The organism is Blastomonas sp. SL216, from assembly GCA_026625625.1.
In the GTDB taxonomy this organism is placed as follows: Bacteria; Pseudomonadota; Alphaproteobacteria; order Sphingomonadales; family Sphingomonadaceae; genus Blastomonas.
Genome location: CP113055.1, coordinates 159,482 through 177,451, shown reverse-complemented (window position 1 = coordinate 177,451; position 17,970 = coordinate 159,482). Strand labels below are relative to the sequence as shown.

Genomic DNA, 17,970 nt, shown 5'->3' with positions numbered 1-17,970 from the left:
AGCGCCCCGCTTGTAACGGCCCCCATGCGGTTCAAGCGGCTGAAGCTCAGCGGCTTCAAGAGCTTTGTCGAACCTGCCGAACTGCGGATCGAGCCTGGGCTCACCGGTGTTGTCGGCCCCAATGGCTGCGGCAAGTCCAACCTGCTCGAGGCGATCCGCTGGGTCATGGGCGAAAGCTCTGCCAAGTCGATGCGCGGCGGCGGCATGGAAGACGTGATCTTCGCCGGCACCGCGACCCGCCCGGCCCGCAACTTTGCCGAAGTATCGCTGCTGACCGAAGTCAGCCAGCCAGTGCTCGCCGCTGTTTCGGTCGAGGATGGCGAACTGGAAGTCGTCCGCCGGATCGAGCGCGGCGCGGGCAGCGCCTATCGCGCCAATGGCCGCGATGTGCGCGCCAAGGATATCGCACTGCTGTTTGCCGATGCCGCCACCGGCGCGCACAGCCCGGCGCTGGTCAGCCAAGGACGCATTGCCGCGGTCATCGCCGCCCGCCCGGTCGAACGCCGCCAGATGCTCGAGGAGGCGGCGGGCATTGCCGGGCTGCACGTGCGCCGCAAGGATGCCGAGCAGAAGCTGCGCGCGACCGAGGCCAATCTGGAACGCTTGCAGCAGGGATTGACCGACATGGAGGCCCGCGCGGCCAATCTGGCGCGCCAGGCCAAGGCGGCAGAGCGTTATAGCGCGCTGAGCCACCAGATCGCGGTGGCCGAGGCACGCGCGCTGTTCGCCCGCTGGCGCACTGCGGCCGAGGCGGCCAAGCGGGCGCGCGCCGATGCCGCTTCCGCCGAAGCCGCTGTCGAAGCCGCGCAACTGGCGCAGACAGAAGCGCAGGCCAACCAGCGCGCCGCAATCGATACGTTAGCCGAGGCGCGGGCGGCGCTGCAATCGGCGCGCGAGGCAAGCCAGGCGCTTGCGCACCGGCTGGCGACGCTGACCGCAGAGCGCGAAGCCGTGCGGCAACGACTCTCCGATCTCGACCGGCAGCAGGCGCGCATCATCGAGGACAGCGCCCGCGAGGACCGGCTGACGCACGATGCTACCGCCGCGCTGGAACGGCTCGAGTCTGAAAACGGGCGTGTGCAGGCCGATATCACCGCGGAGGAATCGCGCGGCCCGGCGCTCAGCCAGGCGCAGGATAATGCCGAGCGCGCGGCGCGCGAATCCGAGGTGGCGCTTGCCCAGGCACGCGCCGAGCTCGCGCGCGCCGATGCCGATATCAAGGTCGCCGATGCCGCGCTGGCGACCACCGAAGCCCGCAGCCGCCGTGCGAATGAGGAGCTGGAGCGCACCCGGGCTCAGCTTGCAGCTTTGGGTGATGCAGGCCAGCTGGCTGTTGTCCGCGATGAGGCGCAAACCGAATGCGAACGCCAGGCCCAGGCCAAGGCCGCCGCATCCGGTGCGCTGGCCGAGGCGCAATTAGGCCGCGATGCGCTGGTGCAGGCGCGCGATACCGCACAGAGCGACCTCGCCACGTCGCGCGCCGAGCTCAACGCGATGACCCGCGAGATTGAGGCGCTGACCCGCGATCTCATGAAAAAGCCCGGCGGCGCGGACCGCGCGCTCGATCAGGTGCAGGCGGACCGGGGCTTTGAAAAGGCACTGGCGGCGGCCCTGGGGGACGATCTGAGCGCGGTGATCGGCCCTGCCAGCGGCGACGGACGCTTCTGGACTGGCAGCGCCGGATCCGCCAGTCGCCCGCAAGTGCCCGAGGGCTGCGTCTGGCTGGGCGAGCATGTGCAGGCGCCCGAAGCGCTGGCGGCACGTCTAGCGCTGATCCTGGTGGCAGACAGTGATAACGGCCAGCCGCTCGCCCCGGGCCTTCGGCTGGTCACGCGCAATGGCCGGATGCGGCGCTGGGACGGCTTCGTCTCCAGCGGCGACGGCGCGAGTGCAGCAGAGCGGCTCGAACGGCGCACCCGGCTGAGCGAGCTGGAGGCCGCGCGCCCTGCCCTGTCGCATCGGCTGGGACAGGCCGAGGCGGGCCTTGCGGATAGCCAGCGCGCGCTCACCGAACTGCAGACGCGGATCAGCGATCTTGGCCGCGCGCTCGCTGCCGCCGAAACCGCCGAACGCCAGGCCTTGCGCGATCGCGACCAGGCCGAGCATGCCTTGCAGCGTGATGCCGAGCGGCGCGAGGATCTGGCCGAGCGGATCGAGCGGATAGCCGCCGATGCCCAGGGGGCCGAGGCCGAACTTGCCACCGCGCGCGCCGCGCGCACCGCCCTGCCCGATGGCACGGCCCAGCGCGAGCAGGTCGCACGGCTGACCGATCGCACCCATGCTGCGCAAACGGCTCTGCGCTCGGCCATGGCGGCGATTGCGGCACAGGCGCAGGCGGTATCCGCGCTGCGCGAACGCCGGGCCAGCGTGCGTGCCGAGATCAAGGGCTGGCAGGGCCGCTCGGGCGAAGCTGCCCAGCGGCTGCGCGATATGCAGCTGCGCGCCGCAGAGCTGGCGCAGGAGCGCGCCGCGATCGCGGGCAAGCCCGAGGCACTGGCCGAGCAGATCAGCGCGCTGGAGGCGTCGCTGCGCGAGGCACAACAGGCGCAAAGTGCAGCGGAAACGGCGTCTCAGGTGGCGGACAAGGCGTTGGCAGACGCAGAGCGGAGCGCATCGCAGACGTCCGAAGCACTTGCCAGCGCCCGCGAACAGCGCGCCGGAGCCACCGCGCGCGCCGAGCATCAGGACCAGCGCCGCATAGAACTGGCGCAGGGGTGCGGCGAACGCTTCCAGTGCCCGCCGCCGCTGCTGCCCGAACGCTTCGCCTTCGACCCGGCCACCGTCGAGCCCGCCGACATCGAGGCAGCGGAGCATGATCGCCTTTCGCAGGCGCGCGAGCGGCTGGGCGCGGTCAACCTGATCGCGGCGGACGAGCTCGCCGCACTGGAAACCGAGATGGCGACGATCCGCACCGAGCATGACGAACTGGTCGAGGCGATCTCTCGCCTGCGTGGCTCGATCGGCGCCTTGAACCGCGAAGGCCGCCAGCGCCTGCTCGCCGCCTTTGCCACGATCGACGGCCATTTCCGCACGCTGTTCGCGCGGCTGTTCAATGGCGGCAAGGCGCATCTGGAACTGATCGACAGCGACGATCCACTCGAGGCGGGGCTGGAAATCATGGCCCAGCCGCCGGGAAAGCGCCTGTCTTCGCTCACCCTGCTGTCCGGCGGCGAACAGGCCCTGACCGCGGTCGCCCTGATCTTCGGCCTGTTCCTCACCAACCCCGCGCCGATCTGCGTGCTCGACGAGGTCGATGCGCCGCTCGACGATGCCAATATCGACCGGTTCTGCGACCTGCTCGACCATATGGCGGTGGTCACCGACACCCGGTACCTGATCGTCACCCACAATGCCGTGACGATGAGCCGCATGCACCGCCTGTTCGGCGTGACCATGGTCGAACAGGGTGTGAGCCGCCTGGTCTCGGTCGACCTGGGCGGCGCGGAACGGCTGCTGGCGATGGAGTAAGCCCCGCCGTCGCTGATTGTCCGCTCCGGCCGGTCTCCGAGCGCTTGAACAAATGTACAGGCGCGTGCGCGCTGTCACAGACTATTGTCCCGATTATGGCAAATGAGCGGTTAACGATGCTTGACAGGTACCGTTACCAATAGGACCATTTTGGCGGGGATGATCGAATGCAATTGCCTGATTCTGCGCCAGACGCGCTATCCGAGATGCGCGCCGCCAACCTGCACCTGCAGGCGACCATTGACGGCCTGCGCCAGGCGCTGGAGTCGGCTGCGGCTGCCGCTGACCTGCAAATCACCCGTGCCCGTTCCGAAGAGGCTGCGCGGATCGCCGATCTGACCGCCACTATCCACCAGATGCGCGACGAGATGGAAGCGCAGCAACAGGCCAATGACCGCGCCTTGCAGGCCGAGCGCGCCGGCGCCCAGGCCGAGATCGCGCAGCTCAAGGGCAGCATCGATGCGCTGCGCCTGACACTCGATGGTGAGCGCGCGAGCGCGGAACAGGCGCGTCTCGATCAGGAATCCGATCACGCGCTCGAACGCCAGGCGCTCCAGCAACAAATTCAGGCGCTGCGCGAACGGATGGAAGAGATGACGAGGGAAAAAGCCTGATGAGCGTGACCACCGATACCCTCGCGCGGCCGATGACCGAAAGCCAGCGCGCCGCGGCGCTGCGCCGCACCGAGGTTCTGCTGGAGGTCACCCGCAAATGCGCGACGATGACGCAGATCGACGGCGTGCTGGCCATGCTGGTCGAGCTGACCTCGCGCGAGCTCAATTGCGATCGCGGCACCTTGTTCCTCAACGACCCCAAGACGGGCGAACTCTATTCGCGCTTTGCTCAGGGCAGCCAGAGCCTGGAAATCCGCATCCTCAACAATTCGGGGATTGCAGGCCATGTGTTCCAGACCGGTGAATCGCTGCTGGTCGAGGATGCCTATGCCGATCCGCGCTTCAACAGCACGGTCGATCTGCGCACCGGCTACAAGACGCGCAACATCGTCTGCGTCCCCGTGCGCACGCCGCGCGGCGAGATCATCGGCGTGATGCAGAACATCAACAAGCATGAAGACAGCTTCACGCCTGACGATGTCGCGCTGCTCGAAGAGATGACCAGCCAGGCCACCGTGTTCCTGCAGAGCCTGCAGTCGATCGAGGAGATCGAACAGGTCCGCGCCAAGGAGCTGGCCTTCCTGTCGATGATCTCGGAGATCAGCTCCGAGGTCGACCTGACCCGGCTGCTGCAGCGCGTGGTGGCGGAAACGGTGCGGATGTTCGAGGCGGAACGCGCCACCATCTTCATCCATGACAAGGCAACCGACACGCTGTTCTCGCTGTTCTCTGCAGGCGGCAAGGTCAACGAGATCCGCTTCCCTTCCGGCGTCGGCATTGCAGGGACGGTGTTCACCACCGGGCAGAGCCTCAACATCCCGCACGCTTATGCCGACTTGCGCTTCAACCCCAGCTTCGACCGGCAGACCGGCTTTTTCACCCGCTGCATCCTGTGCGTGCCGATCGTCAACAAGCAGGGCGAGGTGATCGGCGTCACCCAGGTGCTGAACAAGAAGACCGGCGCGTTTACCGACAAGGATGAGCAGCAGCTCAAGACCTTTACCGGCCAGATCGCCATCGCGCTCGAGAATTCGAAGCTGTTCGACGACGTGCAGCGGATGAAGCTCTACAATGAATCGGTGCTGCAGAGCATGTCCAACGGCGTGCTGACGCTCGATCCGCTCGGCAAGGTCATTACCTGCAACCAGGCGATCGAGCGCATCTGGTCGTGCAAGGCGGCAGAGGTCCAGGGGCGCTTGCTGTCCGACATGCTCGACGAACGCGGCACCTGGATCCTCGAGCGGATCGAGAAGGTGAAGGAGGAACGCTCCAGCGATGTCTTCCCCGATGCCGAAGTGGCGCTGTCCGGCGTCACCAAGTCGGTCAACCTCACCATCATGCCGCTGGTGTCCGAAAGCGACGACAGCAAGCTGGGCTCGATGCTGATGGTCGAGGATATCAGCAGCGAAAAGCGCATGAAGTCGACAATGTCGCGCTATATGGACCCGGTGATCGCTGCGCAGATGATGGACAACGACACGCTGGACCTGCTGGGCGGGGTCAGCGCCGAAGCGACGATCATGTTCACCGATGTGCGCGGTTTCACGACGATTACCGAGGAATATGGCGCGCAGGGGACCGTATCGTTCCTGAACGAATATTTCAGCCTGATGGTCGATTGCATCACGGCGCAAGGGGGGATGCTGGACAAGTTCATCGGCGATGCGATCATGGCGTGCTTCGGCCTGCCCATGCCCCATGACGACGATCCGGACCGCGCCGCGCGCGCCGCGATAAACATGATCCGCACGCTGTGGGAATGGAATGCCCAGCGCCGCGACCGGGGGCTGAAGACCGTCGACATGGGCGTCGGCATCCATACCGACCATATCGTCTCGGGCAATATCGGCAGCCCCAAGCGCATGGACTATACCGTGATCGGCGACGGGGTGAACCTGGCCAGCCGCCTCGAAAGCGCCTGCAAGGCCTATTCGGCGCGCATCCTGGCGAGCGAGAACACCGTGGCGCGGTTCAACGGCACCTACCGGATGCGCGACATCGATCTGGTCGTGGTCAAGGGCAAGACCGAACCGGTGCGCGTGTTCGAGCTGCTCGACTATCACGACGCGCAGTCCTTCCCCGCGATGCGCGACGTGCTCGGTCATTTCGAGGACGGGATCGTCGCCTATCGTGCTGCGCGCTGGGACGAGGCGACGCTGCGCTTTGAAAAATGCCTGTCCTTGAACCCCGGCGACGGCCTGTCGCGCACCTATGTCGACCGATGCCGCATCATGAAGGCGAGCCCGCCCCAGGGCGAATGGGACGGGGTCTGGGTGATGAAGGACAAATAACGCCAGCATCGCCTTGATTTTGCAACCGAAGGCCCGCGCGCGAGTATTCTGTCGACAGTCCTTATCCGGCACCCGCCATCGATCGCGCCTGCGATGTGGAAAGCGGAGCGGGCCACGGTCGCAATCGTGCTAGGCGCAGCCATGAATTCCACATCATCCGACGCGCCCGACAGCCCCGTTCCCCCCGAACCGACCCCCGTCACAGACGATAATTTGGCCCACCGCCGCAAGCGTCGCCGGAACATCGCCTTGAGGATCGTCATCGGCCTGTTGGGCGCAATCTTCGCCATCTGGCTGATCCTGTTCATCACCAAGGGGCGCTTTCTCAAGGAGCCGGTGGAGAGCATCGCGTCTTCGCTCACCGAGCGCGACGTCGCGGTCGAGGGAGACTTCCAGCTCTATTTTGCACCGTTCAGGATCAAGTTCCTGGCCGAGGGCCTGACCGTCTCGAACCCGAAATGGGCAACAAGGCCCCATCTGTTTACCGCAAAGCGGATCGACACCCGGATCGCGCCGCTGGCGCTGCTGTTCGGAAACTGGCGGCTATACTGGCTGGACCTGACCGAAGGCGCGGTAGACCTGGAATGGAATGCGAAGCGCACCGCCAACACATGGACCTTCGACAGCAAGGGCGATGCGAAGCCGCTCGAATTGCCGACGATCGACCGTGCCACCCTGCGCGACACCAGCATCAGATACCGGGACCCAGTGCTCCAGCTGCTGGCCGATCTCGATTTTGCCACGGTCGTGTCCAGCGATGCGAAGATCGGTGAAGCCGTACGTTTCACTGGCGATGGCAGGCTGCGCGAAACGCCATTCACGTTGCAAGGCGCGCTGCTGACACCAAATGCGACGGTGCAGCGCGGGCAGAACAAGCTGGAGCTGCAGGCCCGCGCCGCCAACAACATCATCGATATTTCCGGCACGCTGCCCAGCCTTGCCGATATCGAGGGCGTGCCGCTGGCCACCCGCGCACGCGGGGGCAATGCCGCCGAATTGCTCGGCATCATCGGCGTGGTCATCCCCCGGACGCGCACCTACCGGCTGAACGCCACTCTGGTGAAACAGGACCGGATGTATCGCTTCAATGCGCTCAAGGGCACATTCGGAGCCAGCGACATCGCCGGCCAGTTCGCGGTCGACATGAGCGGCGCGCGGGTGCATGTCGATGCGACGCTGGCGACCAAGACGCTCGACATCATCGATGTCTCGCCCTTTATCGGCTATAATCCCGACGTGATTGCCGCGCGCGGCGTGCAGGCGGCGGCAGCTGCCACGGGTGCTGCCCCGGCGCGGCTGCTGCCCAATGCCAGCCTGCGCGCGGAAGGGCTGCGCGCCTTTGACGCCGATGTCCGCTACACCGCTACCCGGCTGCGCTCGGACAGCATCCCGATCAGCGACATCTCGGTCGTCGTCGATCTCGACGACGGGCTGCTCAAGCTTTCGCCGCTGCGTCTGACCATGGCGCGCGGCAAGCTTGCATCGGATATCGCGATCGACTGGCGCCGACGCCCGGCGGTGACGCGATATGACATTCGCCTCGCCGCAACCCCGATGGCGCAGCTGCTCGATGGTTTCGGTGTCGCAGAGGCCGGCACCAATGGCACCGTCAAGGGCCGCATTCAGCTGACCGGCACGGGCGATGCACTGCATGAATCGCTCGCCAGTTCATCGGGCCGCATCGCCTTCGTGATCCCCAGGGGAACGTTCTCGACCCGCAATGTCCAGCTTTCCGAACTGGATTTCGGAACGTTCGTGCAGAAGATGTTCGAGAACAAACTCAAGGAACCGGTGCAGATCAATTGCGGTCTCATCGCCTTCACGGTGCGCGGCGGATCGGCTGCAGCCGACCCCATATTGATCGATACGCGCAAGAACGTCATCGCCGGGCGCGGCGGCTTCAGCTTCGCTACCGAGCAGATGGACCTGGCATTCCGCGCCGATGGCAAGAAGTTCAGCCTGGTCTCGGCCCAGTCGCCCGTGGGCATTGGCGGCTATTTCTCCCAGCCCCGGCTCAATGTGATCAGTCCCGAACTGCTGGGCCGCGCCGGTGCTGGCCTGGGCCTTGCGGTCCTGGCGGCACCGCCTGCCGCATTACTTGCGTTTGTCGATGTGGGCGACGCCAAATCCGCCGCCTGCGGCCCTGTCCTGCAGGGCGCCACGGCCGCCGGCCAGCGCACCACCAAGGGCAAGGCGCGCGACGATGTCGGCAATGGCAAGAAGGCGACCAGCGGCCAGAAGGGCGAGAAGAAGTTTCTCGGCATTTTCTGAAGCAGGGCACAAAAACGGCGGCGCAGAATAGCTCCGCGCCGCCGTATCGAGTTTGGGGATGAAGCTTATTGCAGGCCCAGGTTCATCACCTTGGTCCAGGCAGCGACAAAGTCTTCCGCAAACTTCTTCTCGCCATCGCTCGCGGCATAGACTTCTGCCACCGCGCGCAATTCCGAGTTCGATCCGAAGATCAGATCGACCGGGGTTGCGGTCCACTTGAGCTGGCCAGACTTGATGTCGCGACCTTCGTACAGACCCGCTTCGCTCGCCGACTTCGACCACTTGTTGCCCATGTCGAGCAGGTTGACGAAGAACGCGTTGTTCAGCTGGCCCGGCGTGCTGGTGAACACGCCGTGCCTGGCGCCCGCCGTATTGGCATCAAGCGCGCGCAGTCCGCCGACCAGCACGGTCATTTCGGGCACCGTCAGGCTCAGCATGTTGGCGCGATCGACCAGCATGTCGACCGGCGACATCACGCTGCCTGCCGCATAATAGTTGCGGAAGCCATCGGCGGTCGGCTCAAGCTGCGCGAACGAGTTGACGTCGGTCTGTGCCTGGCTGGCATCGCCGCGGCCGGGCTTGAACGGAACGCTGAGGCTGTGACCGGCCTTTGCCGCGGCCTGTTCGATGGCTGCCGCCCCGCCCAGCACGATCAGATCGGCGAGCGAGACCTTCTTGCCGCCCTTCTGCGCCTTGTTGAACGATGCCTGGATGCCTTCCAGCTTGCTCACCACCTTGGTGATTTCTGCCGGATTGTTGACCGCCCAGTCCTTTTGCGGGGCCAGCCGCACGCGGCCGCCATTGGTGCCACCGCGCATGTCGGTATCGCGATAGCTCGCCGCTGCCGCCCATGCGGTGCGGATCAGCTCGGGTCCGGTCAGGCCGCTGGCCAGCACCTGCGCCTTGAGCGACGCCACGTCGTTCGCATCGACCAGCGGGTGATCGACCGCCGGCACCGGATCCTGCCAGATCAGGTCCGCCTTGGGCGCATCGGCACCCAGATAGCGCCAGCGCGGGCCCATGTCGCGATGGGTCAGCTTGAACCAGGCGCGGGCAAAGGCATCGGCAAACGCATCGGGGTTCTTGTGGAAGCGCTCGGACACCTTGCGATATTCCGGATCCATCTTCATCGCGAGGTCGGTGGTGAACATGATCGGCGCATGACGCTTGGTCTTGTCGTGCGCGTCAGGCACCATGCTGGCCGCGCTCTTGTCGCTCGGAATCCACTGGATCGCGCCGCCAGGGCTGCGCGTCTGCACCCATTCGAAGCCGAACAGATTGTCGAGATACTGGGTCGTCCAGGCGATCGGATTGACCGACCATGCGCCTTCCAGGCCGCTGGTCACCGCGTCGACGCCCTTGCCGGTGCCGCACTTGTTGGTCCAGCCGATGCCCTGCTGCTCGGTCGGCGAGCCTGCGGGATCGGCGCCGATGCACTCTTCGGCCTTGTGCGCGCCATGCGCCTTGCCGAAGGTGTGGCCGCCCGCGATCAGCGCGACGGTTTCCTCGTCATTCATCGCCATGCGGCCGAAGGTCTCGCGGATGTCCTTGGCAGCGGCCAGCGGATCGGGATTGCCGTTGGGGCCTTCCGGGTTGACGTAGATCAGGCCCATCTGCACCGCAGCGAGCGGCTTTTCCAGCTTGCGATCGCCATGATAGCGATCGGCGGCCAGGAACTTCTTCTCGCGGCCCCAATAGACCTTGTCCGCTTCCCAATCGTCGGTGCGGCCACCTGCAAATCCAAATGTCTTGAAGCCCATCGATTCAAGCGCGACATTGCCGGTCAACACCATCAGATCGGCCCAGCTGAGCTTGCGGCCATACTTCTGCTTGATCGGCCAGAGCAGGCGGCGGGCACGATCGAGATTGGCGTTGTCGGGCCAGCTGTTCAGCGGTTCGAAACGCTGCTGGCCGCCACCTGCACCACCACGACCGTCGGCGGTGCGATAGGTGCCCGCGCTGTGCCAGGCCATGCGGATGAAGAACGGACCGTAATGGCCATAGTCAGCCGGCCACCAATCCTGCGATGTCGTCATCAGCGCCTTGATGTCCGCCTTCACCGCCGCGATGTCGAGCGTCTGGAATTCTGCCGCATAATCGAAATCGTCGCCCATCGGGTTGGATTCGCGGGCATGCTGGCGCAGCGGCGACAGGTCCAGCCGCTCGGGCCACCAATCCTGGTTGCTGTTGGCAGCGGCGGGATTGACCTGCGGCTGGGCGGTGGTTTCAGCCAGCGCGGCGGGCGCCGAAAGGCTGAACGCCAGCAATGCGATGACGGACACAGAGGTGCGACTCATGGGTGTTAATCTCCTGCTTGGGCGGCGATTTCGCCGTTCACTGGAGATTAATCCGGGATGAGTTGATCGGGAAAACCGATTTTCCTGATCTATGTTAGTGATGGACTAGATCAAAGGGTCGCGCATTCACGGCAACAGCAGCGAGGAATCGCCGTAGGAATAGAAGCGGTACTCGCTGGCAATGGCGTGCGCATAGGCCGCGCGCATGACATCCAGCCCCATCAGCGCCGAGACCAGCATGAACAGTGTCGAGCGCGGCAGGTGGAAATTGGTCATCAGCCCGTCGATCCCCTTGAAGCGATAGCCGGGCGTGATGAAGATCGCGGTATCACCCTCGAACGGGCGGATGATATTGGCGTCATCGGCGGCGCTCTCGATCAGGCGCAGCACCGTCGTCCCCACCGCGATCACCCGGTTGCCGCGTGCGCGCACGGCGTTGAGGCGATCGGCAGTCGCAGCATCGATGCGGCCCCATTCGGCGTGCATCTGGTGGTCCTGCGTGTCATCCGCCTTGACCGGCAGGAAGGTGCCCGCACCGACGTGCAACGTCAGCATGGCATGCTCGATCCCGGCTTCGGCAAGTTCACCCATCAACCGGTCGGTAAAGTGCAGCGACGCAGTGGGGGCAGCGACCGCGCCGTCCTTTTGCGCAAAGCGGGTCTGGTAATCGTCGCGATCGGCGGCATCGATCTCGCGCTTGCTGGCGATATAGGGCGGCAGCGGCATGGTGCCCGCGCGCTCCAGCAGCAGTTCGACCGGCTCGTCGCCCTGGAATGCGAAGACCAGTGAGCCATCGTCACCGCGCGCCTCGACATCGGCCAGCACGCCCGCGCCGAAATCCACGACATCGCCGACCCGCAGCCGCTTGGCATTGCGCACAAAGGCCTGCCAGCGCCGCAAGTCGATGCGCTTGTGCAGCGTCGCGCCGATCCGCGCCTCGCCGCCCAGCTTCATCCCCTCCAGCTGCGCGGGGATCACGCGGGTATCGTTGAACACCAGGCAGTCGCCGGGGTTGAGCAGGCGCGGCAGATCGCGCACCGAAGCATCCTTCAGCTCGCCGCCGTGCACATGGAGCATCCTGGCCGCATCGCGCGGGCGCACCGGGCGCAGCGCTATCCGTTCCTGGGGAAGGTCGAAGTCGAATTCGTCAACGCGCATGGTCTGGTGCACTCAATCCTGCAAAACCCGTCATCCCCGCCCGGGCCCAGATTGGTGCCAGCGCGGGGCTCCCGCTTTCGCGGGAATGGCGACGGAATGCAATATTGACCGGGCTGCGATCAGTTCTCGATCGGCGCGTTCAGCTCATCCACCGAAATGGCACGCTCGGCAGGCTGGGCCGCCGCCGCATAATTGGGCTCGGGCTTGTTCTGCGACTTGAGCGAGGCCTGCAGAATGCGCGCCGGGCTTGCGGGCGGTTCGCCGCGCGGCACCACATCGACATATTGCATGCCAGAGATGACGCGGCCGAAATTGGTATAGCTGTTGTCCAGCGAGAAGCGCGGATAGAAGACGATGAAGAACTGGCTGTTCGCGCTGTTCGGATCCTGCGCACGCGCCATCGACACCGTGCCGCGCAGATGCGGGAACTTGTTGAATTCCGCAGCGACGTCAGGAAGGTCCGATCCGCCAGTGCCGGTGCCCGTCGGGTCGCCCGTCTGCGCCATGAACCCTTCGATCACGCGGTGGAAGATGATGCCATCGTAAAAGCCCTGGCGAGCCAGCGTCTTGATCCGCTCGACATGGTTGGGCGCGATTTCGGGATAAAGCTGGATCGTCACCCGGCCACCGGTCGACAGATCGAGATAGAGGATGTTGTCGGGATCGGCCTTGTCCGGGCTGGCGACGATCGACGGCGCTACCACCGAGGCATCGGCAGCATTGTTGTCGCGCTGTTCCTGCGCAGCCTTTTCGGCGTCGCGCGCGGCCTTGCGGGCTTCCTTTTCCTTGTCGCCGGATTCGTCTTCCTGGGCTTCGGCGGCTTCCTTCGCAGCCTTTGCAGCCGCCTTGGCCACCCTGTCCTCTTCCTTGCGGGCTTCCTCGGCAGCCTTTTCAGCGGCCTTTTCGGCATCCTTCTGCTGGCGCTCTGCCTCTTTTTCCTGCTGCTTGCGGACCTTGGTGGCCTCCTTCTCGGCCTCGCGCGCCACGCGTGCGGCCGCCTGGTCGGCCTCGATGTCGGACTGCCGGGTCTGCGCCGCATCCTGGGCCTGCGCGGCAATCGGCGCGAGCAGCATCGGGATGAACGACAAGGCAGCAAGCGATTTCAAGATATTGGGCATAAAACCGGGTATTCCTGTTCCATTCAGGCGGGGGCGGCGACGTACGCCCTGCCCCGTTTCGGGCACGGCTATAGCCAAAGCATCTGAGCCTGTCATGAATGAACTTGGGGGGCCGCGCTGTGCGCTGGCTCACCCTTTCAGCCCGGTTTCGCGCACACGCTTTTCGACATCGATCCGCACCGCATCGGTCACGAAGCGGTGGATCTGCCCGCCATAGATCGCGATCTCCTTGACCAGCCGCGATGCAATCGGCTGCAGCGAGACATCGGCCATCAGGAACACCGTCTCGATCCGGTCATTCAACTGGCGGTTCATGCCGGTGAGCTGATATTCATATTCGAAATCGGTGACCCCGCGAATGCCGCGGATGACCACCGACGCGCCCTGCGCCTCGGCGAAGTCCATGAGCAGCGAGCTGAACCCGACCACGGTGATGTTGCTGTCCTGGATCTGCGCCACCTCGCGCCGGACCATCTCCATGCGCTCGTCATCCGAGAACATCGGGTTCTTGGCGATATTGGTGGTCACGCCGATGATCAGCCTGTCGACCAGCTTCGCGCCACGGCGGATAATGTCCATATGGCCGAGCGTGATGGGATCGAACGTCCCGGGATAAACGCCAATCCGCATGATAGTCTTCCCTTTGCTATGCCGCTGTTGCGGTCAGTTGTCGCGCTCGACAATATAGCGCGCCAGTGCGCGCAGGAGGTCCGCTTCGCGGCCATAGCTGGCCAGATGCCCCACCGCCTGATCTACCAGGAAAAACGCCTGTTCTCGGGCGCGATCCAGCCCCAGCAGCGACAGGAAGGTCTCCTTGCCGGCGGCGGCATCCTTGTGCAGCGCCTTGCCGGCAAGCGCTTCGTCGCCGACCTCGTCCATGATGTCATCGGCAATCTGGAAGGCCAGGCCGATGTCGCGGGCATAGGCGCGCAGCGCCGTGCGCCCTTCGATCGGCACATTGCCCAGGATCGCCCCCATCTCCACCGAAGCCGCAATCAGCGCGCCGGTCTTCAGCCGCTGCAACTTGGTGACGGTGGGCAGGTCGAACTTGGCCTTTTCCGCCTCCAGGTCCATCATCTGGCCGCCCGCCATGCCATTGGGGCCACTCGCCTCGGCGAGCGTCACGATCAGCTCGGATCGGATGAACGGATCGGGGTGCGACTGGCTGCCGGCCAGGATCTCGAATGCCAGAGCATGCAGCGAATCGCCCGCCAGCACCGCGACGGCATCGCTGAACGCCTTGTGCACCGTGGGCTTGCCGCGCCGCATGTCGTCATCGTCCATGCAGGGCAGATCGTCATGGATCAGGGAATAGACATGGATCGCCTCGACCGCGCAGGCGACCCGGACAGCCAGCCCCCGATCGACATTGAACATCGAAGCGGTGGCGGTGAGCAGCAATGGACGCACCCGCTTGCCGCCTCCGATCGCCGCATGGCGCATGGCGTCATACAGCACCGCACGGGGATCATTGGGGACGCCCAGCAAGGCATCGAAACAGGCGTCGACGTCGGCGGAAATCTGGCGAAAGGCATCGGCCAGCGTGGTGTCGCTGATGGCGGTTGTCATTCTTGTTGCTCCCCTGCCCCGGTCTCGCCGCCGGTTTGATTGATCGCGTGCATCGCCCGGCCGTTCACGCTGCTATCAGCCCGCATCGAACGGCGTCGTGCCTGCAGCCTGGCCATCGGCACCCACGCGAATCTTCTCGATCCGCGCCTGCGCCGCATCGAGCCGCTTCTGGCAATGCCCGCGCAGCATGTCGCCGCGCTCGTACAGGCTGATCGACGCATCGAGCGGTACATCGCCCGATTCCAGCTGGCGGACGATGACCTCCAGCTCCTTCAGGGCATCTTCGAACGACAGATCGGCAGAAATGGCTTGGGCTTCACTCATGCACACAGCTTTGACCGCTGGCCTGCGCATGGTCAAGGCGATTGCGCAGGCCGGACAAGGTCACCCGCGCCGAGTTTCGTATGTTGCAACTGCGAACACATTAATTGCATTTGCCCAATTCATGGGGCTTTGACATGCTGCATCGCACAATAACAGAGGATGATGACGGCAGTTCAATTCTAACGAACAGGGACGACCATCATGAAAAAGCACAGCCTTCTCGCTCTTCCCCTTGCCCTTGTGGCGCTCCCCACTGCCGCCCATGCCGCCGAGCCCGAAAAGGTCACGTTCGAACATGCCGGTGACCGTTATGTCTATACCGTCAAGATGGTAGGGGACCACAAGATCATCGACGGCACCGAAACCCGTTCGGGCAAGCGCTTTACCCTGCGCGTATCGGACAAGCGCGTCACCGGAACCGTCGGCGACAGCCAGGTCCGCTTCAGCCGCAGCGCGGTCGTACCGCTCGCAGAAACCGAGGTTGTCAGCGACCGTTGACGCTCCGATGCGGGCTCGCCGACCGGCGCGGGCTCGCACTGGAAACAATTTGTACCCGGGGGTGAATTTTCCACGCATTCTCCCCCTTCCCCACCGGCACACCAGCGCGTAAAGCGCGGGGCCATGAGCGAGACCCAGACAGCGCCCGTGGCGACCATCACCCCAGAAATCGTGGCCGAACATGGCCTGAAGCCGGACGAATATCAGCGCATCCTGGCCGCGCTGGGACGCGAGCCCAATCTGGTGGAGCTGGGCATATTCTCCGTCATGTGGTCGGAGCATTGCAGCTACAAGAGCTCGCGCGTGCACCTGAAGACGCTGCCCACCACCGGGCCCCAGGTCATCTGCGGCCCCGGCGAGAATGCGGGCGTGGTCGATATCGGCCCCGGCCCCGACGGCAAGCCGCTCGCCGCCATCTTCAAGATGGAGAGCCACAACCATCCCAGCTATATCGAGCCCTATCAGGGCGCGGCCACCGGCGTCGGCGGCATCCTGCGCGATGTGTTCACCATGGGTGCGCGCCCCGTCGCGCTGATGAACGCGCTGCGCTTCGGCCGCCCCGACCATCCCAAGATGAAGCACCTGGTGCAGGGCGTGGTCGCAGGGATCGGCGGCTATGGCAATTGTGTCGGCGTGCCGACTGTCGGCGGCGAAACCAATTTTGACCCGGCCTATGACGGCAATATCCTGGTCAATGCGATGGCCGTGGGCATCGCCGAACAGGACAAGATCTTCTACTCTGCGGCTTCGGGCGCGGGCAATTCGATCGTCTATGTCGGTTCGAAGACCGGGCGCGACGGCATTCATGGTGCGACGATGGCGTCTGCAGAGTTCGGCGAGGACAGCGAGGAAAAGCGCCCCACCGTCCAGGTCGGCGATCCATTCACCGAAAAGCTGCTGATCGAGGCGTGCCTCGAATTGATGGCGTCGGACGCGATCGTCGCGATCCAGGATATGGGCGCTGCTGGCCTCACCAGCTCGAGCGTCGAGATGGCGAGCAAGGGCGGGGTCGGCATCGAGCTCAACCTCGACAATGTGCCGCAGCGCGAAACGGGCATGACCGCGTACGAGATGATGCTCTCGGAATCGCAGGAACGCATGCTGATGGTGCTCAAGCCCGGCCGCGAGGATTTCGCCGAGGCGATCTTCCGCAAATGGGAGCTCGATTTCGCGGTCATCGGCCACGTCACCGAAACCGGCCACATGGTGCTCAAGCACAAGGGCGAGACCGTGTGCGACATTCCGCTTGGGCCCCTGGCCGACGATGCGCCGAGCTACAATCGGCCCTATGTCACCACGCCGCCGCCCGCGCCGCTGGGCCATGTGCCTGCAAGCGCCGATCTGGCCGCAGACCTCAGCGCACTGATGGCCTCGCCCGCGCTCGCCAGCCGCAGCTGGATCTGGCAGCAGTACGACCATATGGTGATGGCCGATACCGTGCAGATTCCGGGCGGTGATGCGGGCGTCATCCGCATCCACGGCACCAATCGCGGCCTCGCGGTCACCACCGATTGCACCCCGCGCTATTGCTTTGCTGACCCGTTTGAGGGCGGCAAGCAGGCGATCGCCGAATGCTATCGCAACCTGGTCAGCACCGGCGCGCGTCCGCTCGCGACCACCGACTGCATGAACTTCGGTAACCCCGAACGGCCCGAGATCATGGGCCAGTTTGTCGGCTGTATCGAAGGCATGCGCAAGGCCTGCCAGGCGCTCGACATGCCGATCGTCAGCGGCAATGTCAGCCTCTACAACGAGACCACCGGCCCCGATGGCATCGCCCGCGCGATCCTGCCGACGCCCGCTATCGGCGCGATCGGGCTGATCGATGATCTGGGCAGCATGATGACGCTGGCGTTCAAGGCCGCCGGCGAAGCCATCGTGCTGATCGGCGGTCAGGACACGTCGGAACTCGGCCAGTCGCTCTGGCTGGATGTGCTGCACGGTCGCCGCGAAGGGCCGCCGCCGCAGACCGACCTCAAGGCGGAGCTGGCATCGGGCGGCGTCATTGCCTCGCTGATCGCCAGCGGCGCGGTCAGTGCGGTGCACGATCTTTCCGACGGCGGGCTCGCCGTTGCAGTGGCAGAGATGGCTCTGGCATCGGGCATCGGCGCGACGCTGTCTGCCGAGGGCGATGCAGGCTTCTGGTTCGGCGAAGGCCAGGCGCGCTATGCCGTCACCGCCAGCGATGCCGGTGCAGTGCTGGCGGCCGCCCAGGCTGCAGGCGTGCGCGCCGAGGTGATCGGTGAGACCGGCGGTGATGCCATCGCCTTTGCCAATGGCAAATCGGTGACGCTGACCGACCTGCGGGCACAGAATCTCGCGTTCTTCAGCGACTGGATGGAGGCCTGATCCCTCGCTTCGG

General features: G+C 65.0%; 12 protein-coding genes. 6 read left to right on the top strand and 6 right to left on the bottom strand.

The genetic code is table 11. The features are described 5' to 3' along the window. Positions 1 to 24 precede the first annotated feature (24 nt). From OU999_00885 to OU999_00870, 4 genes are all read left to right on the top strand, one after another. Positions 25 to 3,468, top strand: a complete 3,444-nt coding sequence (locus OU999_00885; protein ID WAC25314.1) for an AAA family ATPase — start codon at positions 25 to 27, stop codon at positions 3,466 to 3,468. A gap of 167 nt (positions 3,469 to 3,635) precedes the next feature. Further along, the gene (locus tag OU999_00880; protein WAC23784.1) at positions 3,636 to 4,082 is read left to right on the top strand and encodes a hypothetical protein; all 447 of its coding nucleotides are present in this window, start codon (positions 3,636 to 3,638) and stop codon (positions 4,080 to 4,082) included. Next, on the top strand, positions 4,082 to 6,373 hold the full coding sequence (locus OU999_00875; GenBank protein WAC23783.1) for a GAF domain-containing protein: 2,292 nt from the start codon (positions 4,082 to 4,084) through the stop codon (positions 6,371 to 6,373). The genes OU999_00880 and OU999_00875 overlap by 1 nt, the downstream gene beginning before the upstream one ends. A gap of 141 nt (positions 6,374 to 6,514) precedes the next feature. Continuing rightward, a complete protein-coding gene (locus OU999_00870; GenBank protein WAC23782.1) occupies positions 6,515 to 8,644 on the top strand; it encodes an AsmA family protein in 2,130 nt (709 codons plus the stop codon). Positions 8,645 to 8,709: 65 nt separating this feature from the next. Here OU999_00870 and katG read toward each other — a convergent pair whose 3' ends face one another. The 6 genes from katG to OU999_00840 all read right to left on the bottom strand — a co-directional run bounded on the left by katG (position 8,710) and on the right by OU999_00840 (position 15,110). Then, on the bottom strand, positions 8,710 to 10,941 hold the full coding sequence (gene katG / locus OU999_00865; protein ID WAC23781.1) for a catalase/peroxidase HPI: 2,232 nt from the start codon (positions 10,939 to 10,941) through the stop codon (positions 8,710 to 8,712). Positions 10,942 to 11,067: 126 nt separating this feature from the next. Continuing rightward, positions 11,068 to 12,099 carry a tRNA preQ1(34) S-adenosylmethionine ribosyltransferase-isomerase QueA gene (queA, locus tag OU999_00860; protein WAC23780.1) on the bottom strand — a complete coding sequence of 344 codons (1,032 nt, stop codon included), beginning with the start codon at positions 12,097 to 12,099 and terminating at the stop codon, positions 11,068 to 11,070. Positions 12,100 to 12,218: 119 nt separating this feature from the next. Then, complete coding sequence (locus OU999_00855; protein ID WAC25313.1) at positions 12,219 to 12,953, bottom strand: peptidylprolyl isomerase; 735 nt, start codon at positions 12,951 to 12,953, stop codon at positions 12,219 to 12,221. A gap of 393 nt (positions 12,954 to 13,346) precedes the next feature. After that, positions 13,347 to 13,847: a pantetheine-phosphate adenylyltransferase gene (gene coaD, locus OU999_00850; GenBank protein WAC23779.1), complete on the bottom strand. Its 501-nt coding sequence runs from the start codon at positions 13,845 to 13,847 to the stop codon at positions 13,347 to 13,349. Between the two features lie 33 nt (positions 13,848 to 13,880). Further along, positions 13,881 to 14,786 (bottom strand): polyprenyl synthetase family protein, encoded by a 906-nt coding sequence (locus tag OU999_00845; GenBank protein WAC23778.1) that lies wholly within the window; start codon positions 14,784 to 14,786, stop codon positions 13,881 to 13,883. A 75-nt stretch (positions 14,787 to 14,861) separates the two neighbouring features. Then, complete coding sequence (locus OU999_00840; GenBank protein ID WAC23777.1) at positions 14,862 to 15,110, bottom strand: exodeoxyribonuclease VII small subunit; 249 nt, start codon at positions 15,108 to 15,110, stop codon at positions 14,862 to 14,864. A gap of 201 nt (positions 15,111 to 15,311) precedes the next feature. Here OU999_00840 and OU999_00835 point away from each other — a divergent pair, with 201 nt between their 5' ends. Both OU999_00835 and purL read left to right on the top strand, forming a co-directional pair. Further along, positions 15,312 to 15,608, top strand: coding sequence for a hypothetical protein (locus tag OU999_00835; protein ID WAC23776.1), 297 nt, complete (start codon positions 15,312 to 15,314; stop codon positions 15,606 to 15,608). Between the two features lie 123 nt (positions 15,609 to 15,731). Continuing rightward, positions 15,732 to 17,957: a phosphoribosylformylglycinamidine synthase subunit PurL gene (purL, locus tag OU999_00830; GenBank protein WAC23775.1), complete on the top strand. Its 2,226-nt coding sequence runs from the start codon at positions 15,732 to 15,734 to the stop codon at positions 17,955 to 17,957. Positions 17,958 to 17,970: the final 13 nt, after the last annotated feature.